17 protein-coding genes are annotated in these 19,398 nt (G+C 64.9%); 7 read left to right on the top strand and 10 right to left on the bottom strand.

Going from position 1 to position 19,398, the window contains the following annotated elements:
* Positions 1-154 precede the first annotated feature (154 nt).
* Both U1708_RS04510 and U1708_RS04505 read left to right on the top strand, forming a co-directional pair.
* On the top strand, positions 155-475 hold the full coding sequence (locus U1708_RS04510; RefSeq protein WP_332743173.1) for a hypothetical protein: 321 nt from the start codon (positions 155-157) through the stop codon (positions 473-475).
* An 80-nt stretch (positions 476-555) separates the two neighbouring features.
* Positions 556-1,467 (top strand): crotonase/enoyl-CoA hydratase family protein, encoded by a 912-nt coding sequence (locus tag U1708_RS04505; protein ID WP_332743171.1) that lies wholly within the window; start codon positions 556-558, stop codon positions 1,465-1,467.
* 7 nt (positions 1,468-1,474) lie between these two features.
* Here the strand turns inward: U1708_RS04505 and U1708_RS04500 are convergent, their stop codons facing one another.
* The 3 genes from U1708_RS04500 to U1708_RS04490 all read right to left on the bottom strand — a co-directional run bounded on the left by U1708_RS04500 (position 1,475) and on the right by U1708_RS04490 (position 5,195).
* The gene (locus tag U1708_RS04500; RefSeq protein WP_332743169.1) at positions 1,475-3,448 is read right to left on the bottom strand and encodes a putative bifunctional diguanylate cyclase/phosphodiesterase; all 1,974 of its coding nucleotides are present in this window, start codon (positions 3,446-3,448) and stop codon (positions 1,475-1,477) included.
* 226 nt (positions 3,449-3,674) lie between these two features.
* Positions 3,675-4,502 (bottom strand): aldo/keto reductase, encoded by an 828-nt coding sequence (locus U1708_RS04495; RefSeq protein ID WP_332743167.1) that lies wholly within the window; start codon positions 4,500-4,502, stop codon positions 3,675-3,677.
* A gap of 108 nt (positions 4,503-4,610) precedes the next feature.
* Positions 4,611-5,195 (bottom strand): glutathione S-transferase family protein, encoded by a 585-nt coding sequence (locus tag U1708_RS04490; protein WP_332743165.1) that lies wholly within the window; start codon positions 5,193-5,195, stop codon positions 4,611-4,613.
* Positions 5,196-5,335: 140 nt separating this feature from the next.
* On the opposite strand from U1708_RS04490, the gene U1708_RS04485 reads away from it, so the two are divergent.
* Positions 5,336-6,139 carry a SirB1 family protein gene (locus tag U1708_RS04485; RefSeq protein WP_332743163.1) on the top strand — a complete coding sequence of 268 codons (804 nt, stop codon included), beginning with the start codon at positions 5,336-5,338 and terminating at the stop codon, positions 6,137-6,139.
* A gap of 43 nt (positions 6,140-6,182) precedes the next feature.
* On the opposite strand, the gene U1708_RS04480 is transcribed toward U1708_RS04485, so the two are convergent.
* Positions 6,183-6,680, bottom strand: a complete 498-nt coding sequence (locus tag U1708_RS04480; RefSeq protein WP_332743161.1) for a DUF2141 domain-containing protein — start codon at positions 6,678-6,680, stop codon at positions 6,183-6,185.
* Positions 6,681-6,912: 232 nt separating this feature from the next.
* On the opposite strand from U1708_RS04480, the gene U1708_RS04475 reads away from it, so the two are divergent.
* Complete coding sequence (locus U1708_RS04475) at positions 6,913-7,134, top strand: hypothetical protein (RefSeq protein ID WP_332743159.1); 222 nt, start codon at positions 6,913-6,915, stop codon at positions 7,132-7,134.
* A 44-nt stretch (positions 7,135-7,178) separates the two neighbouring features.
* On the opposite strand, the gene U1708_RS04470 is transcribed toward U1708_RS04475, so the two are convergent.
* Positions 7,179-8,087 (bottom strand): LysR family transcriptional regulator, encoded by a 909-nt coding sequence (locus U1708_RS04470; RefSeq protein ID WP_332743156.1) that lies wholly within the window; start codon positions 8,085-8,087, stop codon positions 7,179-7,181.
* Between the two features lie 100 nt (positions 8,088-8,187).
* Here U1708_RS04470 and U1708_RS04465 point away from each other — a divergent pair, with 100 nt between their 5' ends.
* Positions 8,188-9,393 carry an MFS transporter gene (locus U1708_RS04465; protein ID WP_332743154.1) on the top strand — a complete coding sequence of 402 codons (1,206 nt, stop codon included), beginning with the start codon at positions 8,188-8,190 and terminating at the stop codon, positions 9,391-9,393.
* 91 nt (positions 9,394-9,484) lie between these two features.
* A complete protein-coding gene (locus tag U1708_RS04460) occupies positions 9,485-10,399 on the top strand; it encodes an EthD domain-containing protein (RefSeq protein ID WP_332743152.1) in 915 nt (304 codons plus the stop codon).
* Between the two features lie 25 nt (positions 10,400-10,424).
* Here U1708_RS04460 and U1708_RS04455 read toward each other — a convergent pair whose 3' ends face one another.
* Positions 10,425-12,593 (bottom strand): histidine kinase dimerization/phosphoacceptor domain -containing protein, encoded by a 2,169-nt coding sequence (locus tag U1708_RS04455; RefSeq protein ID WP_332743150.1) that lies wholly within the window; start codon positions 12,591-12,593, stop codon positions 10,425-10,427.
* A gap of 101 nt (positions 12,594-12,694) precedes the next feature.
* Positions 12,695-13,171, bottom strand: coding sequence for a hypothetical protein (locus tag U1708_RS04450; protein ID WP_332743148.1), 477 nt, complete (start codon positions 13,169-13,171; stop codon positions 12,695-12,697).
* A gap of 306 nt (positions 13,172-13,477) precedes the next feature.
* On the opposite strand from U1708_RS04450, the gene U1708_RS04445 reads away from it, so the two are divergent.
* Positions 13,478-14,194, top strand: coding sequence for a prolyl hydroxylase family protein (locus U1708_RS04445; RefSeq protein ID WP_332743146.1), 717 nt, complete (start codon positions 13,478-13,480; stop codon positions 14,192-14,194).
* Between the two features lie 46 nt (positions 14,195-14,240).
* Here the strand turns inward: U1708_RS04445 and U1708_RS04440 are convergent, their stop codons facing one another.
* The 3 genes from U1708_RS04440 to U1708_RS04430 all read right to left on the bottom strand — a co-directional run bounded on the left by U1708_RS04440 (position 14,241) and on the right by U1708_RS04430 (position 19,375).
* Positions 14,241-14,921, bottom strand: a complete 681-nt coding sequence (locus tag U1708_RS04440; protein WP_332743144.1) for a L,D-transpeptidase — start codon at positions 14,919-14,921, stop codon at positions 14,241-14,243.
* Between the two features lies 1 nt (position 14,922).
* Positions 14,923-17,625, bottom strand: coding sequence for a two-partner secretion domain-containing protein (locus U1708_RS04435; protein WP_332743142.1), 2,703 nt, complete (start codon positions 17,623-17,625; stop codon positions 14,923-14,925).
* Between the two features lie 67 nt (positions 17,626-17,692).
* On the bottom strand, positions 17,693-19,375 hold the full coding sequence (locus U1708_RS04430) for a ShlB/FhaC/HecB family hemolysin secretion/activation protein (protein WP_332743139.1): 1,683 nt from the start codon (positions 19,373-19,375) through the stop codon (positions 17,693-17,695).
* Positions 19,376-19,398: the final 23 nt, after the last annotated feature.

The raw sequence follows: 19,398 nt of genomic DNA, 5'->3' as shown, positions 1-19,398 counted from the left end.
TAATGCAAGCCCAACCGCACAAACCATCCGTGTTCCACCCCAGTCAAACTGCCCCGGCTCGACCAGCGATCGTCGGTCCAGCGGCATCTCGGCGACGTCACGAAGGAGTCGCCAAACAGGAGTATCGAAGCGGTTCTAGCGAGGGGAGACGATCATGTCGGCACTGGCGATCTCACAGTATGACAGTGCTGCCGAACCGCCGATTCCCGTAGCGGTCGTGCAGCGTGCCAAACGCGTCGCGGTCTACGATTTCAGTGCTGACGGTCGGCTTGTCGGCGCAGTCGCAAAGGTTCGATCTGCCTGGCTTTGCCCGCTTTTCTATATTGTCTTGCCGGTGTCGGTAGTGCTGGTCGTCGTGGTGGCGGTTCTACGATTGTACCACGCCACGGCCAGGAATGTCGGCCGCGCCAAAACCAGGAGAGATAGCGACACCGTCGCAGGCACGTATTCATACCGATGCCAGAGCGACATATAGTACCCAGAATCTGCGCCTTACGCGGCAAAACGGACGTAAACTTTTCCCGCAGCAATCCGCTGCCTGAAAAGGACGTCGCAATGACTTTGGAATTCTCTCCTGACAGCGATCGTCGGCCTGATGCGGTCTCGATCCACACCATCGACAAAACTCCCCCACGGCACCCCTTCGATTTCGTCGACCTCGAAACGCAGTTCGATCCCGGGTTGGAGACGTTGTGGACGTACATGCGGCAACGGACACGACCGAGCTTCAATCCCAAATTGCTCGGCGAATTTGCGCAGTGGCAGACCGACATCGTCGCGGCACGATCGTCGGGCGCGATGCCGGTCCGGTATCTGGTGCTCGGGTCGCGCTTTCCGGGCGTTTTCTCGCTCGGTGGCGACCTGGATCTGTTCGCGGCACATATCCGCAACCAGGACCGCGATGCCCTTGTCCGATACGGACGTGCGTGCGTCCATATTCTTCACCGCAACATGCTGAGCCTCGACCAACCAATCATCACGATCGGTCTGGTCGAAGGCGATGCCCTGGGCGGCGGGTTCGAGGCGTTGCTGTCGTTCAACGTCGTGATCGCCGAACGCGGAACGCATTTCGGGCTCCCGGAAACCAATTTCGGCCTGTTTCCCGGGATGGGCGCGCACTGCTTCCTGTCGCGTCGGCTCGGAGCGGCACGCGCCGAGCAGATGATACTCAGCGGGCGATCCTATAGCGCCGAAGAACTCTACGATCTGGGTATCGTCCACGCCCTCGCCGATCCCGGGGAGGGCCGTGCCGAAGTCGAACGCTATATCCGCCAGAACCGGCGGCGGCACAGCGGGCACTGCGCGATCTATGAGGCATCGCGCTCGGTGAATCCGCTGCCGCTGAGCGAACTCGAAGCGGTCGTCGATCTCTGGGCGGATGCCGCTCTTCGACTGAGCGACGCCGACCTGAAGCTGATGCGTCGTCTCGTCGGGGCACAGACGCGGTTGATGGACAAGGCCGCCTAGGTTCTGTTCAGGAACGCCGCATTGCTTTGACCCCCGCGCCGGCAAGCATGGTCGACACCATGTTTGCCGGCATGGGATGCGCCAGCAGAAACCCCTGTACCGCGTCGCAGCGGATGCGCCGCAGCTGGTCGAGTTGCGCCTGCGTCTCGACCCCTTCGGCCACCGTCCGCATTCCCAGCTTCGCCGCCAGCTCGATCACGGTCTGGACGATCGCCACCGATGCGGGGCTCTGCTCGAAATCGGCGATGAAGGATCGATCGATCTTCAACGTCTGGAAGGGGAATTTGGTCAGGTAGCTCAGCGACGAATACCCCGTCCCAAAATCGTCCAGCGTCGTCCGTACCTTGAGACGGTTGATCGCGTTCAAGGCCGCGAGCGATGCTTCGATGTCTTCGAGCAGGACGGACTCGGTCACCTCGAGCTCGAGGCGGTCCGCGGCAAAGCCGCTCGCGGCCAGCGCGCCCATGATCGTCGTCGGCAGGTTCGCCGACCGCAACTGGATCGGGGATAGGTTCACCGCGATCGTCACGTCGGTCGGCCACCCGCTGGCGATGCGGCACGCCTCGCGGATAACCCAGCCGCCGATCGCCACGATCAGTCCATTGTCTTCGGCGATCGGAATGAACTCGGCCGGCGAGATCGCGCCGTAACGGCGATTGGTCCAGCGCAGCAATGTTTCGCACGACAGCACCTGCTCGCCCGTCAGATCGAAGATCGGTTGGAAGACCAGGTGGAACTCGCCGCGTTCCAGCGCACTTTGCATTTCGGCGCCAAGATCACGCGTGCGCTCGATCTTCTCGTCCATCAACGGTTCGTAGAACCGCATCTGGCCGCGGCCGCTGTCCTTGGCTCGGTACAAGGCGAGGTCCGCATTCTTCAACAGCGTGTCCGCGTCGGTGCCGTCGGTAGGAGCGATCGCGATACCGAGCGACGCCCCGACATGGAGTGTTCGCCCATCGTGATGCACGGGTTGCTCAACCAGATGGATGATCCGCTCGCCGGTGGCCGCAGCGTCAGCGTCAGCGTCGGGGTGTCCGACGAGTTCGCAAATCACCGCGAACTCGTCGCCACCCAGACGCGCGACGATACCGGCCGCACCGAAGGCCTCGTCCAGTCGCTGCGCCACCCCCGCGAGCAGAGCGTTGCCGGCCAGATGCCCGTATGAATCGTTGATCTCTTTGAACCGGTCCAGATCGATCCAGTATACGGCCAGTTGCTGGTGACCGTTGTCGATCGCCTGCAAGCGGGCCTCGAACTGCTCCCGAAACGCAGTGCGGTTGGCCACGCCCGTCAGGTCGTCTCGACGGGCGACTGCGGCGTGATGCTCGGCCAGCGCCGCCTTTTCGCGCGAGACGAGCGTTGCCTTCAGGATGACGCCATAGGTCTGCAACGTGATATCCATCATCGCAACGACGAACAGCACGATCACGGTCGCGAGCACGATCTTGAGGGGCTGGAGCGATACGACTAGCCCGACCGTCAGCGGTAGGGAAGCAAAACACAGCTGCGACAAGGCGATCCACGGGCGGCCGGCGTTGCGCCCGGCGATGCCGGCCGCGTATCCGATCGTCGTCGTTACCGCGAGCAGTTGCAGGACACCGTCGTTGCTGTGTACGAGTGTGAGCAGCCCGAACGTACCGAGCAGCGCGGAATACCCCAGTGCGCCGGCGCGATAGAGGAGCTCCTGCCGCTTCGCCCAGCGACCTTTGGCGCGTTCGATTTTCGGAACGTCCCGCCGGCGCCTGAGAGCGTCGACCACCCGAAATCCCGCAACCAGCGCTATCGCCGAGGCGCAGGCGATCATCGACCGGTTGCCACTGACGAAAGCGACGATCGCCATGATGCCGCTGCTGGTGATCGCACCGATCACCAGCGATTGCGGAGACGCATAGAGCGACTCGAGCAGGGTAGCGCGAACCGAAGCCGCGATCGCCTGATCGGAATGCCGGAGCTGCCTGAGGCGGGAAATTAAGCCACTCATACGACTGTCCATGGACGGCGGGGATATAAAAGAAACGAAAAAAAGTAGATTAATGGCCGTCGTCGGTCGCATTTTCTCGGGCAAAGACAACGGCGTGACCGGTAAGGTTCAAGGATAATCCTTCGACGGGCCAAACAGCAGTTTTGGGATGTCGATGTATCCGTCGAGATTGTTCCGAGGACCAATTTCGCGTCACACGTGGAGCCGACGCTGGCAAACACGGCGCTCAAAGCATTTCCAACGGACCCGGTTTCGGTCGTGGAAACGCCGTATCGAGCGTGGCGAGGTCCTCGGTCGATAGAGCGATGTCGGCAGCACGCCGGTTCTCGTGAACATGAGCGACGGTGCCGGCCTTGGGGATGACGATCACGCCTTCACGGTTCAGGGCCCAGGCAAGGGCAAGCTGTGCCGCAGTCGCACCGATCTTGGCGGCGATCCGTACCAGCGTCGGGTCGGAAACCAGTCTACCTTGTTCGACCGGACTATACGCCATCGCAGGCATCTCCGCGCGCCGAAGCCACGGGAGAAGGTCGTGTTCGGGGCCGCGCCGTGAGAGGTTGAACAGGATTTGGTCGGTGGCGCAGGCGGATCCACCGGCTGCGACCAACTCGTCCATGTCGTCGGTATCGAGGTTGCTTACACCCCAATGGCGTATCTTGCCGTCCGCTTTCAATGCTTCCATCGCCTCGACCGTCTCCGCAAGCGGAACCGATCCACGCCAGTGCAGGAGATACAGATCCAGCCGGTCGGTGTTCAGCCGCTTCAGGCTGGCCTCGCACGCAAGATGAAGGCGTTTGCGCGATGCGTTCTGCGGGTAAGCCTTGCTTACCAGGAAGATCCGGTCGCGAACGTCGGATAGCGCCTCGGCTACCAGCGTTTCGGATGCGCCGTCGCCGTACATCTCCGCGGTGTCGATCAGTGTCATCCCGCATTCGACGCCAGCCCGCAGCGCGGCGATCTCCGCGTCGCGCTGGTCGGCGCGTTCGCCCATCATCCAGGTTCCCTGTCCCAGGGCGGGTACCGTCTCGCCACTTGGCAGCATCACGGTTTTCATCGTCGATCTCGCGTAGGAGGCATGGCTCGGTTCTAATCGGAAGGCGATCGGCGGCGTCGCACGAAACCGGCGGCTATACGCGAACGGGTCTGTGAAACGCCGGCAGGATCAGATCAGTTTCTCATGCTCCATGGCCTTCCGGACGGCGGGACGCGCTTTCATTCGTTGCGCAAAGTCTGAAAGCTTCGCAGGTACTTCGATCTGGTTCTTGTCCGCCCACAGCAGCATCACGAACAGGTAGCAGTCCGCGACGCTGACCTTGTCGCCGAACAGATAATCGCCCTCGATGGTATCGGCGAGGTATCCAAACCGTTTCACGATCACCTCGGCTGCTTTTGCTTTATCCTCCGCGCTGCCACCGGCGAAGAACGGTTTGAAACTCTTGTGGATTTCGGTCGAGATGAAGGCGAGCGCCACCAGCAGATGCGTATGCCCCATCGTACCGTTCGGCTTCAGCGCCGTATCCTGATGCGCGATCCAGTCGAGGATCGCGATGTTCTCCGTCACCGTTTCACCAGAATCCAGCGTCAGGGCAGGGACGTATCCCTTCGGGTTGATCGTCGTGTAGTCGATGCCGCTCTCGGTGCGCTTGGACTTGAGGTCGACCTTCTCGTGTTCGAACGAAAGACCCGCCTCATGCAGCGCGATGTGATCTGCAAGGCTGCACGCGCCGGGGGAATAATACAGCTTCATCCGTCTTCTCCACATTGATCCCCTTCAACGCGCAAGGCTGTCAATAGCTGCGGTCGGCGCTTGCGGTTCCCGGCAACGGGCCTTGGTCGAAATCGGAGCGACTGCATTGCAGCGTCGTCTGGCGCTCCCATCTCCGTTCCATGAACGAAAACCTGATCCGTCTCGGCCTTCTCGACGAGGGCGACATCATCCTGGACGAGGCGGCGCTGTCGCTGGCGCTGCTCGATCACCCGGACGTCGATCCAACTCCCTACCGGACGCTCCTCGACGAAGTGGCTACCCGTCTCGATGCAGTCGGCCGGAACGCGAGCGGCGCGAGCGATCGTGCCGATGCATTGTCGCAAGTCCTTCATGAGGAATTCGGCTTTGTCGGCGACCGGGACACGTATGACGATCCCGCAAACGCCGACTTGATCCGTGTCGTCGATCGCCGCCGGGGGCTGCCGGTGAGCCTGTCCATCCTCTATGTCGGCGCGGCGCGTCGGATCGGCTGGGAGGCGGACGCACTCGACGTCCCCGGGCATGTGCTGGTCATGGTCGGCGCGGAAGCTGCGCCGGTCATCGTCGATCCTTTCCGCGAAGGGAGGCGGGTAGACCGCGAAGCGCTGGCCGCGCTCCTGCTGGCATCCACCTCGGGGCCCGCCGCCGCCGTCAGTCACATCGCAGCAATGCCGAACCGCGCCATCCTCGTCCGGCTGTTGCTGAACCAGGCGACGCGCGCGGAGCATAATGGGCAGGGCAGGCGCGCGCTCGAACTCTATACGCGAATGACGTTGATGGCGCCCGACTATGGGCATGCCTGGTGGGAGCGAGCGCGGCTGGAACTCGTCGACGGCGACGTAATCGCCGCGCGCGGAAGCCTAAGCGCCATGCTCGAAATTACACGGGATCCGGACCTTCGGCGGCGCGTGACGGATACGCTCAAGGCGTTGCCGGCGACATAGCGGGCCATCGACGTAACGGGCCGCCGACGTAACGGCCGACCGCTTAACCGATCGGCTTGAGCGAACCGCCCTGGAGATAGGTCAGGGTGACGGGAACGACGGTGGTGCCGGCGCCGACACGGACCTGGACGGTCTTCGGATCCGGCTTGCGGGAGAACAGCATGTCAAACAGCGTCACGTGCGGGTTGCCTGATGCCCCGCCGCCATCGCTTCGATCTGTCTTGTTGTTCCCGTTGAGATCGTGGCGGACGTCGACAGCATAGATGCCCGGCCGATCGACCGGCATGCAGATCGCGACCCGACCTTCGCGCGGGGTCGGAATTTCGGTGCGCAACAGCGTCGTTTTCTTGTCGAAATAGGTCGATGGTGAGCCCCCGAAGGTACGGACACGCACGGTTCCGGTCCGTGCCTTGAACCCTTCGACCACGACCAGCATGGCCGGATGGGTACTGCCCGCCATGCATTGCGCCGCGTCGGGACCGATCGGTTTCGAGGTGACGTTGGGCGTGATCGACAACGCCGCGAGATACAGGGCAATCATGGTTGATGGCTTTCGACTTTTGCGGATTGGGATACAACGTAAGCGCGCGTCGCTGGCATCGGCGAACTTGCCGGTTCTTATGGTATCGGTGCAGACTCAATATCTTACGGTATGCGGTTGCCACGGTTCCTGAGCCGCCCCGCACCTTCGTTCATGACGAATTTCTCACGGAACATGGGCGCCGCCCGGATTGTATTTCAGGTGTTCCTCTACCGCTTTCAAGGATGCCGACATGCGCTTTATTCCCCTCGTCGCTCTCCCGTTCCTCGCGGTGACGGCCTCCCCCGTATTGGCCAAGGGTTGCATCCGGGGCGCGGCCGCCGGCGGGGTCGGTGGGCATTTCGTGGGTAAAGGACACGCGGTCGCCGGCGCCGCCATTGGTTGCGTCGCCGCCCATCACCACTATGCCAAGCAGGCTCGCGCACAGAAAGCGGCCGTTCGCGCGCATGGCTGAAAACCGGAGACGTGGTGGACGGTGTACCGTCCGCCGCGTCTCCGTCATGCAATCCGCAGTCCGTTGGTCAGCGCGTCGAGAAGCGCATCGACCTTTGGGCTCAGCTGTCGCCGTCGAGGCCAGACCAGATGCAGCGGCAACCCTGCCGTCGCCAGTTCGGGAAGGACCTCGATCAGGTCGCCACGCGCGAGCTCATCTTCGATCAGCCAAGTCGCGAGTTGCGCAATACCGAATCCGGCCTTGACCGCACCGACCTGGGCCTCCGCGCTGCCGAGGACGATGCGGCCATCCATGGCGCGCTCTTCGATACCGCTGGCCCCGTCGGGAAAGCGCCACTTGATCGTGCTGCCGTCACCGCGCCCGTAGAGAATGCAGTCGAACTGCGCGAGATCGTCCGCCGATGCCGGTATCCCACGCCGTTCCAGGTAAGCGGGGGCGGCGCAGATTATGACGCGCTCCCTGCCGAGGTAGCGGTGGCCGAGATTGTCCGGCCATGGCTCCGACGCGCCGATCCGGATTGCGACGTCGATGCCGTCCTCGACGAGGTCGATCTTGCGATCGGTGAAGGTGATGCTCGGGCGTACATTGGGGTGGCGTTCGGCAAAGGCGAGCAGCAGCGGCATCGCCTGCATCCGTCCGAACGCGATCGGCACGTCGACCTTCAGCCGCCCGACGATCTCCGACCGGTGCGCCGCCAGCACCGCTTCGGCGTCGGCCAGGTCTTCGAGCACTCGGACGCACGTCTCGTAGAAGGCAGCGCCGACGTCGGTCAGCGTCAGCCGGCGGGTGGTACGTTCGAACAACCGGCTACCGAGCCGAGCCTCCAGCCGCGCGACGCTCTTGCTGACCGCGGAGTTGGTCAGGTTCAGCCGTACACCGGCCGCGGTGAAGCTTCCGGCGTCGGCGGTACAGACAAAAGCTTCGATGCCCTTGAGGCGTTCGGAGGGGATCATGCGAGTCCATTCTGGAATTATTGTCCCGCCATACGGGAAAACATGCCGCAGGACGTCGCTTTTCGTCGCGCGTAGAGACGGCAGCTACAGGAGTTTGCCAATGTCGTCCCCCGTTCGTCCTCTTAGTGCCGCGCCACCCAGCGCCAAGTCCGCAGGGCATGGCCTGGCCGTGCTGCTGCTGGCTATCTCAGCCTTCGTGATCGTCACGACCGAGTTCATCATCGTCGGCCTGCTCCCGAGCCTGTCGCGCGACCTCGGGATCTCTATCACCGTCGCCGGGCAGCTCGTGACGCTGTTTGCTTTCACCGTGATGCTCGCAGGACCGTTCCTCACCGCGATGCTGTCGCACTTTGAGCGCAAGCGGCTGTTCGTCGTAATCCTCGTGATCTTCGCGGGCGCGAACGCACTCGCCGCGGCGGCGCCCGATATCTGGGTGCTGGGTCTCGCACGCTTCCTCCCGGCTCTCGCGCTCCCGGTGTTCTGGGGCACGGCGAGCGAAACCGCGGGTGAACTTGCCGGTCCCGAGAAGGCGGGCAAGGCCGTCGCCAACGTCTATCTCGGCATTTCCGGCGCGATGGTGCTCGGCATTCCACTCGGCACGCTCGCCTCGACGGCGTTCGGCTGGCGCGGGACGTTCTGGGGACTGTCGGGGCTGTCGCTGCTGATGGCGGTGCTGTTGCTCGTCGTGATGCCCACGCTGGCACGCCCCGCGCGCGTCAAGTTGGCCGAACAGGCACGCATCCTGAAGGATCCGTATTTCCTCGGCAACGTCGTGCTGTCGGTCATCGTCTTCACCGCGATGTTCACCGCCTATACCTATCTCGCCGACACACTGGAGCAGATCGGGCATATCCCGGCGGGGCAGGTGGGCTGGTGGCTGATGGGCTTTGGCATCTTCGGTCTCGCAGGCAACTGGCTGGGCGGACAGTTCGTCGGTCGCGGACCGCTACTGGTAACGGCGATCACGGCGCTGGTGCTGGCGGTCGGCATGGCGGCGACGACTTTGGTCGCGGGCTCGCACGCCTGGCTCGTCGTGGCGCTAGCCGTCTGGGGCATCGCCAACACCGCGCTCTACCCGATCTGCCAGGTCCGCGTGATGCAGTCGGCGAGCCACGCGCAGGCACTCGCCGGCACGCTCAACGTGTCGATGGCGAACGCCGGCATTGGTCTTGGCGCGATCATCGGCGGCTCGGTGATCCAGCATCTCGGGCTCGGCGCGGTCGGTTATGTCGCCGCCGCGATCGCGATCCTCGCGGTGCTCGTTACGCCGGTAGTAAACCGGTTGAAGACTCCGAGCATCGCGTAACGATCGGTTTTGGTGCGGGAATACCTCGTCCCGCATTGACCCGGCAGCACGCCTTCACGCGTTCGACCTTTTCGTCATCAGGAACCCAGCCATGCCCAAAGTCTCGACCACGACCGACTATGCGGAGCGCGATGCCAGCATTGTCATCAACAGCTACACGACGGTGCTGCGCCGTCCGCGCGTGCCACACGCGGTCTTCGCGACCTATTGGCGCGACGTCCATGGTCCGCTCTGTTCGCGCATCCCCGGGCTCGGCTGGTACGTCCAGAACCACCTGGACCGGGAACAGGACGCGCATCTCTGGCCGGTGATCGACGGGATCGCGCCGTTCGCGGACTATGAACTCGATGGCGGGGTCGAGATCGGCTTTGCCTCGAAGTCGGATCAGGACGTCTTCAACGCCGCGAGCCACATCCTGTTCGCCGACGAACAGAACATGTTCGCTGCCACCGTCGCCTATGCGCTGCCGAGCGGATCACACACGCTGGTCGACCGGATCGCGGATCCGATCCCGAATGGGGACGACGGCTTCGACCGTATCCACGTTCATTTCGGCGCGGCGGGTGACGACGCAGAGGCGTTCGGTACGTTCATGACTAGCTTTTCCGCGACGCTTGCCGCGGACCCGGCGGTCCTGAAACTGCGGCTGCACCTGCCGGACCGCTACGACAATGCCGAGCCCGCACCGCCCGCGCCGAACGTCGATCATCTCGTACCCGCCGAGCGTGCCCTGATCGCGGTGGTCGAACTCGCTTTCGAGAGCCCACTGGCACGCCGCGCGTTCTTCGTGGCCGAAACCTTTGCCGCGACGCAGGCCGGTCAGAAGGCAAACATCGCGCATGTCCAGGCGTTCGCGGTCAGCGGAATCTACACCTATGTTCGCGACAAGCAGCTCACGACCGCCGGCTTGCGCGGCAGTCGTCCCGCGCAGCTGATCGAGCGGCTCGGCGCCAACAATCAGGTTGCGGACGATGTCCAGCGCCTGATCCGGACCGGCTCGATCTGACGTTTGGGACGATTGAATAGGCGGTTCAGGTGCGTGGCAGGTCGTCGTCGATCGGCGCGCCGATGGTGACGCGGAGGCCGGGATCGTTGTCGGCCTCCTCTATCGTGCCGGATAGCCGCGCGACCATCGACGTGAGCATCCGCGAACCGAACCCGGTCCCGGAACTCGCCTTGCCGCGACCACGATCTGCGACGATCAGCCGAAAGCGGTTGCGGTGCTGTTCGAGCGCGATCGTGATCGGTCCCGACGCGCCGGCGTAAGCATATTTGTTGGCGTTGATCACCAGTTCGGTCAGGATCAGGCCGACGCTGACCGCGCGGTCGGTAGAGATCAGGATCGGCGCGAGTTCGAGTTCGATCTGGCCACCCCATGACTGGTCCATCGTCGATCCAATTTCGGTGCACAGGTCGCCAATGTACCGTGCGAGGTCGACCGCCTGGACATGCTCGTCGGAATGCAGCCGACGGTGGACCATAGCCACCGCCGACAGCCTTCGCTGCGCCTCGGCAAGATGCGCGGTCAGAACGTCGTCACCGACCGCCCGCGCCTGAAGGCCGAGGAATGCGGAGACCAGCTGCAGGCTGTTCTGGACGCGGTGGTGGACCTCCTTGATGAGATAGTCCTTCTGCAGCAACAGGCTCTCATTGTCAGCGATGGTCGCGGTCAGCTCGCGGTTCACCTCGAACAGGCGGCGGTTCTGGCGTGCATCGAACATCGTCCGCTTCAGCCGCCCAGCCGCCTCGATTTCGAACAAGGTCCACGGTACCGATCGGCCACGGACCGCCTCGCTCCAGCTTTCGAACGACGCGCGAGGCGTCAACGGCATGTGAGGATCGACGTCCAACCCTTTATGCGGGTTACCGGCCCAGTTCATCACTTCGATCTGTTCGGCGCGAAACCAGATCAGGATCGTTGGCTCGTCGGTCGACATCGTCACCGCAAGCACGCCGCTCGCGAGATCCTGGAAACCGGTGGCCGTGGGCAGTTGTTCGGACAGCCGGTCGGTCGAGAAGGGGAGCGCCCGGCCAAGATCGATGACGTGATCGGCCACCGCGCGAATGTCGTCGTGGCGGGGGGAACGGCCGGCGACGAACAATTCGGTACCGCGCGCCGCCGCGAAGCTGTCGGCGCCCAGCATACGGCACATGTCGTCGCCCGCGGTCGCGAAGAAGCCGGCGAGCGAGATGTCGCTGCCGAGCCGAAGCACCACCGCATCCTCAGCGGTCCGCAGCCGGATGCGCTCGCGGTAAAGCTCCGCGTCTTCTTTTGCGCGGATCTGGCGGGCAAGACTCCCGGCCAGCGCACGGCAGGCCATGCGGATATGCAGCGGCAGGAACTTCGGCGTCGGGTGATGACACGCGACTAGCCCCCACAGCGCGCCGTCGCGGACGATCGACACCGATGCCGACGCCGCGACGCCCATGTTAGCGAGATATTGCAGATGGATCGGCGATACGCTGCGCAGGGCAAGATCGCTCATGTCGAGCGGCGCGGTCCCCGCGGGGCGTAGCGGTGCCGGCTCATAGGCGATGTCGGGAATGATGCGGACGCGGTTCCTGACGTACAGCGCGCGAGCCTGTTTCGGGATGTCGGACGCGGGAAAATGCTGGTTGAGGAAACTGCCGAGCGCTGGATCGCGGTCCTCGGCAAGGACGACCCCGGCGTCATCGTCGAGGAAGCGGTACAACATCACCCGATCGAACCCGGTCAACAGGCGAAACGTCCTGGCAGCGCGCTCGCACAGTTCGCGTAAGCCGAACGCCTGTTCGAACGTCGCGGCGGCTTCTTCCATTGCGACCAGCACGTCGATCGGGGAGGGCATTGCTATGGGGGTGGGCTCGAGTTCGACGACGATCGTGTTCGTTACGCGGTGCGCAATCGCGTCGAACGGCGTTTCGAGACCGATTACGCGCGTTAGTACGACAGTACTGGCGTTTGGTTTCGCGGCGAGGTGCGCGGCGACGGGCTGCCCGAGTAGGTCGTCCAGATCAGCGCCCAGCCAATCCGCAGCCAGCGATGTCTCGATGTCGCCGGCCCCCGCTATCACCTTGAACGTGAAGGCGTCGGCGACGAGGACGAGGCCATGCGGCTGGATCGATCCGGGCCGATGGATCGGTTCGCGGTCGCAAGCGGAAACGTCTGGGCCGTGCGACCGTGCACCGCGGTCGATCGCCTCGGGTAGAAAACCAGGCATGGCGGGTGCGATCCAGACGGAGGCGATCCGACACCGCAGCGGGCCGTATCGTTACGCCAACGATACAGAAGCGCTCGGTGACACCTTGTCAACGACTTGGATCAGTCCCCATCGCCTTTCGGCAGGATCAGGCGATCATCGACGAAGCAGGCATCCATCGCCACGACCCGCGCTGCGCCGTTGCTACGCGTCTCGTCTGCCCGATACCGGCGCATCGTTCCGCTCAACATCGACAGTTCATCTCGGGTGAGCCAGCCCTGGATCTTGCCCTGTTGTACCGCCGAGTAGTCCGCAGCTACTTCGCTTTGGCCGAAGATCTCATGCGCGCATTCGTGCGTGTACCATAAGAGTTGCTGTACGCGCGACAGGTCGAGGACGCGCGGGTGGAGAATGATGCGGCCCTTGTACGCGGCGGCGATGTCGTCGATCGGCTGGATCATCGTATCGACCGGCCCGCACGCGGCGCGGTAGCCGGCGAGGCGGAGCGCACCCGGTAATACCACTGTCTGCGCGGCCGAGGGTTGTAGGATGACCGCGAGCAGCGACGCCCTAGCACCGGTCAGAAAGTTATTGAGCATGACTATCTGGGTTCCACGAGGCGCGAGGACGAGCAAGAGCAAAATTGGGAGGCCGGTTCGATCGCGTTATCCAAAGCACGCACCGACAGCGGAGCAGGGGATGTTCTCGAACTCTTTGGTCGGTGCGACTTACGCGCATCCGTGAGGGCCTGGGTCCGCGATGTGGTTGTCTATCCGACCTAACCTATGTTAGTCAAAAAACAGGAATATTGGTTTCATAGAGGGATGCGAATTGTACTAATCTTAACCTGTATCATATTTAATTGATAAGATGTGGATCGCTAACTTTCGGATGGTGCGGACTTTATGGCTGATATTGACGTTCCCTGCTCCACTTTGGAAACGCGATCTCCCGATCGCCGCGACGGCCAGATCGAGGCGCTTGGCAGGGCGAACTCGGCCGCTCAGGTCCGCGATCAGATCCTGTGCTATCTCGGGGCGGTCCGGATGCCGGCCAACGGTATGGAACTCTACATCGTTCGCGATTTTTTGACGCTCGACGAATGCGCCGCATTGATCGCGCTTATCGATGGCGCTCGCGTGCCCTCGCCGGTCGTGGGCGATGCCCCAGTGTCACCGCACCGTACCAGCGAGACGTGTTACCTCTATCCCGGCCCGGCGCCGGTGATCGCGGTCGAGACCAAGCTTGACCTGCTGACCGGACTAGAGCCGCGCTACGGCGAGGCGTTGCAAGGGCAGCGCTACGCGGTCGGGCAGGAGTTCAAGCCGCATCACGACTATTTCGGTACCGAACAGCCCTATTGGCTGGACCAGGTGACGATGGGCGGCCAGCGGACTTGGTCGGCGATGACCTTCCTCAACGAACCCGAGGCAGGCGGCCGGACGAATTTCCAGATCGCGGGACTGGCGATCACGCCCAAAGCGGGCAATCTGGTGATCTGGAACAACATGGACGAATTTGGCGCGCCGAACCCGGGGTCGCTCCACCAAGGCATGCCGGTCGAGCAGGGCGTGAAGTATGTCCTGACGAAATGGTACCGCGAACGCCCCTGGTGCCAGTGAAGCGTCTGACCCGCTAATCCTTCCCAGCAAGGGGAAGGATTAGCCGTCAGCCCGGAACGGCGAACACACTCCGTAATGGCTTCGTCTCCGGCAGGATGTAAACGATCCCCACGGTCCCGGTGAACAACGGCTTCACCACGCCGTCGTAAAACCCCGGTGGCACGTTTACGCAGCCATATGAGATCCGGTTGTCGCTCGGCGTCGGCGAGGCGAGCCGACCGGCGCGATCGTCCACGCGGCGTCCCTTGATCACGCGGTGCAGCGACAGTGCGGCCTCATAGTCGATCCACAATATGTCCTGCTCGAAATCGCGCCCCAGCGACGCTTCGAACCGGCCCGCAGGCGTGGTCCGCTCAGGCGGCGTGATCGTCGCGAGCTTGCGCTGGCCGATGCCCGGCACACTGTCATCGCCGCGCGCCATCCCGAGCAACGCCGGCGCCGCACCGCGCAAGATGCCGGCGCCGTCGAACGCGAACACCTTGGCATTCACCTTGTCGATGACGACGAACGGCAACGCGTGATTGTCGTGCGACGCCGTCACCCAGTCCGCCGTGTCGCGCGCCTCGGTGGAGACCGTCTCCCCCTTGAACTGCGCGACGGTCGCGGTCTCGGAGAGAGGCCGCGCTGCCACCGGCGACGCGACGACCATCCCGAAGGCGAGCACGCCGAAGAGTCGGACGCATCCGCTCGCCCGCCGTGCCGCGCTCAGCCCTCGCTCGCGAGTCATCTCAGTTACGCGCCTGCTTGCGCGGATAGACCGGGACCACCGGCGCCGTCGGCGGCGTGGGTTGCACGAACAGCGGCTGGACAGCTTGCACGGGCGGCGTGTCGGGCGTCTCGACGATGACGGTCCCCGGACGTACGGGCGTCGGGTAGGTCACGCCGCCCTCGACGATATCGACCGTCGGCCGCGTCGGAACGCGAACCGGGACAAGCGGCACATCGAGGAACGGTCGCGTCGCATTGGGCAAGTTCGGCACTGGCGTAGGCGTAGGCGTAGGCGTCGGAGTGGGTGCCGGTGCCGGCGCGAGTACTGGCGGCGGCGCTGGTGCCGGAGCCGGGGCCGGGGCCGGGGCCGGGGCAGGCGCGGGTGCCGGAGCAGGCGCTGGTGCCGGAGCCGGAGCCGGAGCCGGAGCCGGAGCCGGAGCCGGAGCCGGAGCGGGCGCTGGAGCGGGAGCCGGAGCGGGTGCTGGTGCCGGAGCGGGTGCTGGTGCCGGGGCGGGCGCTGGTGCCGGGGCGGGCGCTGGTGCCGGGGCGGGCGCTGGTGCCGGCGCTGGTGCCGGGGCGGGCGCTGGTGCCGGAGCAGGCGCTGGAGCCGGGGCAGGTGCGGGTGCCGGGGCAGGTGCGGGTGCCGGGGCGGGCGCTGGTGCCGGGGCGGGCGCTGGTGCCGGAGCAGGTGCTGGTGCCGGAGCAGGCGCAGGTGCGGGTGCCGGAGCAGCAGCCGTAATCGTTCCGGTCGTCCGGAACCCGGCGACGCAGCACGAACTTGCCAGCGCATACTGGTCCGCGTTCGCGCCTGTCAGCGTGTAGCCGCTGAAGCTCACGCCGATGCCCGTACCTTCGCCAGTGCTGTCGAACGTCGCGGTCGCGTCCGGGCCGGCGACCAGCGATACGCCGGTCGGCGTGCCCGAGGTGCCGTTGGTATTGAACCCGCTCAGCACCGCCGTATTGGTGCCGTCCGCGACCTTCTGCGCGGTCGGGAACAGCAGCATGCGCTGGGTGATCGCCGCGCCTTCGGTCAGCACGAACTCGGTCGTGAAGTCGGTCGGCGTCGTGTACGAAACGGGGTTGTAGTTGATCGACACCGGCGCTGCGGTGACCGTGGTCGGCGGCGACAGCGCGGAGAACACGATGGTACCGCCGTTGACGCCCGGCCCGGTGCCGTCCGCGCCGGCGATCAGCGTGAGCCCGACCGGCAGGCCGAGGCTTTGCGCGGGGATCGTCGTGCCGCGGGTCAGCGTGACCGCCGCGTCGATCAGCACGTCGTGGCCGGCGCACAGCGCGATGTTGCCATCGGTCGTCGTGATCGCGTGAAACACGTTCACGTTCTGCCCGGCGTTCAGCAGGATGCTGCCGTTGGTCGTCGTCAGGTCGGCGTTGACGTTCACGTCGCGACCGCAGCAGGCGACGATGTTGCCGTTGGTCGCGGTGATCGGCGCGTTGATATTGACGTCGCGAAACGCGTTCATCGTCAGCGTCGTCGGCACGCCCGAGGCGGTCCATGCGACCGCATCGTTGACGAAGATGTCGCCATTGCCGGTGGTCGTGTCGCCCGCCGCGGGGATCGTGCTGATCGTGATGCTGGTCGTCACGAGCTGCGCCGACAGCGTCGAGCCCGAGATGTTGCCGCCCGCGCCGATCACGTAATCCTGCGGATCGATCAGCCACATGCCGGTCATGCCGCCCGGTGCGTAGGTCGAGACCTTGGCGCTATCCGCGACGGAGACGGTCGCCGCCGACGTCTCGATGAAGCCGCCATTGCCGCCGACCGGTGCGCTCGCGTCGAGTTCGCCGCTGACGGTAACCGTGCCGGTCTTCATGTCGCCGAGCAGCAGGATGGTGCCACCGCGGTTCTGCAACGTGCGCGCCTCGACGATGCCGGTGTTGTTGACCGCGGTGTGGAGCAGGTCGCCCGCAACCTGCGCGGTCATCACGACCTTGCCGCCGTCGGCGCGGATCAGCCCGCCATTGCGGACCAGCGCGCCGACCGCGCCCTTGTCGACCGCGACGTTGAGCAGCCCGTCGCCCGCCACGTCGAGCGTGATCGCCTCGCCGCCCGCCAGCACGACGGTGCCGAAGTTCGCCTTGATCGTGCCGCCGTTACCGACGTTCGCCCCGAGCAGCGCGACATAGCCGTTCTTCGCGGTGATCCGGCCGTCGTTCTGGACGCTCGCGCCGCTGGTCCCTGCGAAACTGTTCTTGCCCGCGAGGAAGTCGGCATCGGAGATGTTGAGCGTCGAGGCCACCAGCCCGCCGACGTTCACGTTCGCAGTCTGGCCGAACAGGATGCCGTTGGCGTTGACGAGGAACACCTTCCCGTTCGCCGACAGGTTGCCGAGGATCACAGACGGATCGGTGCCGAGCACGCGGTTCAGCGCGACCGAGCTGCTGGTCGGCTGATCGAAGACGACGCTCTTGCCCTTGCCGATCGAGAAGGACTGCCAGTTGATCGCCGCGCGGTCGCTGGTCTGCGTCACGGTCAGCGACTTGCTGCCGGCCGCGATGCTCGCCTGGCCCGCAACGACTTCACCCCCAGTCGGCAGCGTCTGCGCCTCGACCGGACGCGCCGCCATCGTGCCCGCGAGGCTGAACCCGATCAGCCACGCGAACCGCGCGAGCCCGGTCGTGCCGAACAGCCCGCCACGCCGCGTGCGCGTAACGGAGGGAGCGGGGCGGCTGGTGTTTCTGAGCGAAGAGGGAATGGGGGTCATGGGCGGTATCCTTGGTGGCGGCGGATGGCCGCAAAATTGGGGGTGCCAGCAGCGTTTGGCGGCGCGGTCAGAAGGTCTTCGAAACCTGGAACCAGGCGCGGCCCGATTTGTCGGGGGCGGACGTCGCGTCTTCGTCGCCGAGTTTGCGCGCATAGGTCGCCCGGGCGGCGATCCCGTACGGTCCCGCCCAGCTAAGGCCCGCGCCGTACGCGCTGCGCTTCGCGTGGTTGGAGCCGGTGAAATACGGGTGCTTGACGTAATCGACCTCGCCGACGTCGACGAACCCGAACAGCTGGAGCGCACCCGGCACGACCTGCGGCAGCGCCAGCCGCGCCTCGGCGGTGGCGACATAGCCCTGGTCGCCATACGCCTCGCCTTCGGGGTAGGCGCGCACCGCATAGGCGCCGCCCAGTTCCATCCGCTCGGAAATGTCGAGATTGCTAAACGCGATCTGCCCGCGGGCGGAGGCGAACAGCGACAACGGCCCGGCGATCGTCTGCAACCGCGCGAAGCTGAATTGCAGCTTCCCGTAGCTGCCGTCGGTGCGTGCCGTCAGCGCGTCGATGGAACGCTCGTACGCGCCGCGGATATCGAGATTGCCGACCGAATAGCTCAGCGAGTACGCGCTCCAGCCGCCCCCGAGCAGCGTGTCGTGCTGGTCGCCGCTGAGCCCTGCGGTGATCACCTGCGCGCGGCGATAGCTGGTGGTATCGACGATGCCGATCTTGTCCTCGAACCACTTCACGTCGCCGCCGACGGTCACGTACAGATTGTTGTCGCGCGAGCGGATCAGCGGATAGCTCGCATAGACGCTGGCCACGTCGGCGTTGCCGCTGCCGTCGAGGCTGTCGAACTCCTTGCCGAGCGAATATTCGAGATGCGCGAAGGCGACGCCTAGCGTGACCTGGCCGATCGGTGCTTGGTACGAGGCGCGGCCATAAGCGAGCCCGGAGAACGACGTCAGCGCGCGCAGGCTCAGCACGTCGCCCGAGCCGGTCGGGTTGTTCCAGTTGACCGATCCGCCGACGCGGTAGGCGCCGGTGTAGCGGTTGCCGGCATTGTCGGCCTCGACGCTGCCGGTAATGCTCCGGCCGGGAGTGATGTCGACCAGCAGGTCGGACGTGCCGACCGCGGTGCCGGGGCTGAGCGTCGATCGCACGCGCACGCCGGGCAGGTCCGACAGCATCAGCAGGCGGCGCTCGAGCGGCGCGACCGCGACCGGATCGCCGACGTCCAGCCCATCCAGGATGCCGTTCGCGACGCTGTCCGATAGCCGCGACTCATTCTTCACGCCGACCGCGCCGAAGCGCCCTTCGATCACCGCGATCGTGACCGCGCCGCTCTGCACGTCCTGCTCGGGGAGGTAGGCGTTCGCGACGAAATAGCCGTGGCTCGTGTAATAGTCGGTGATCCGCGCGGCCAGCGTCTTCATCCCGGACAGGTCGAGTTCGCTATCGGGAACGAACTCGGACGCGGCGATTAAGTCGGCTTCGGGAAACAGCGTCGCGCCGGTCACGCGCAGCGACCGGACCAGCGTCTTCGGACCACCCGTGGTGGGAACGGCGACCGGCGTTGTGCGCTCGAAACCGAAGTCGGGCGCTGGCGTCTCATTCAGGGGTACAGGCGGGATTTGCTGGAGTTGTCCACCGGCCCCTACGGGAACCTGCGCCTGTGCCGATTGGGCAGAAATCAGCAAGGCAGCCGGGCTCACAGCCGCAAACGCGGCCGCCCGAAGGGTCGACTTGTACATGAACACCTCGAAAGTCACCGCGG

The organism is Sphingomonas arabinosi, assembly GCF_036663715.1.
GTDB lineage: Bacteria > Pseudomonadota > Alphaproteobacteria > Sphingomonadales > Sphingomonadaceae > Sphingomonas.
The sequence above is the reverse complement of the archived record's forward strand: the minus strand, read 5'-3'. Positions and strand labels throughout refer to the sequence as shown.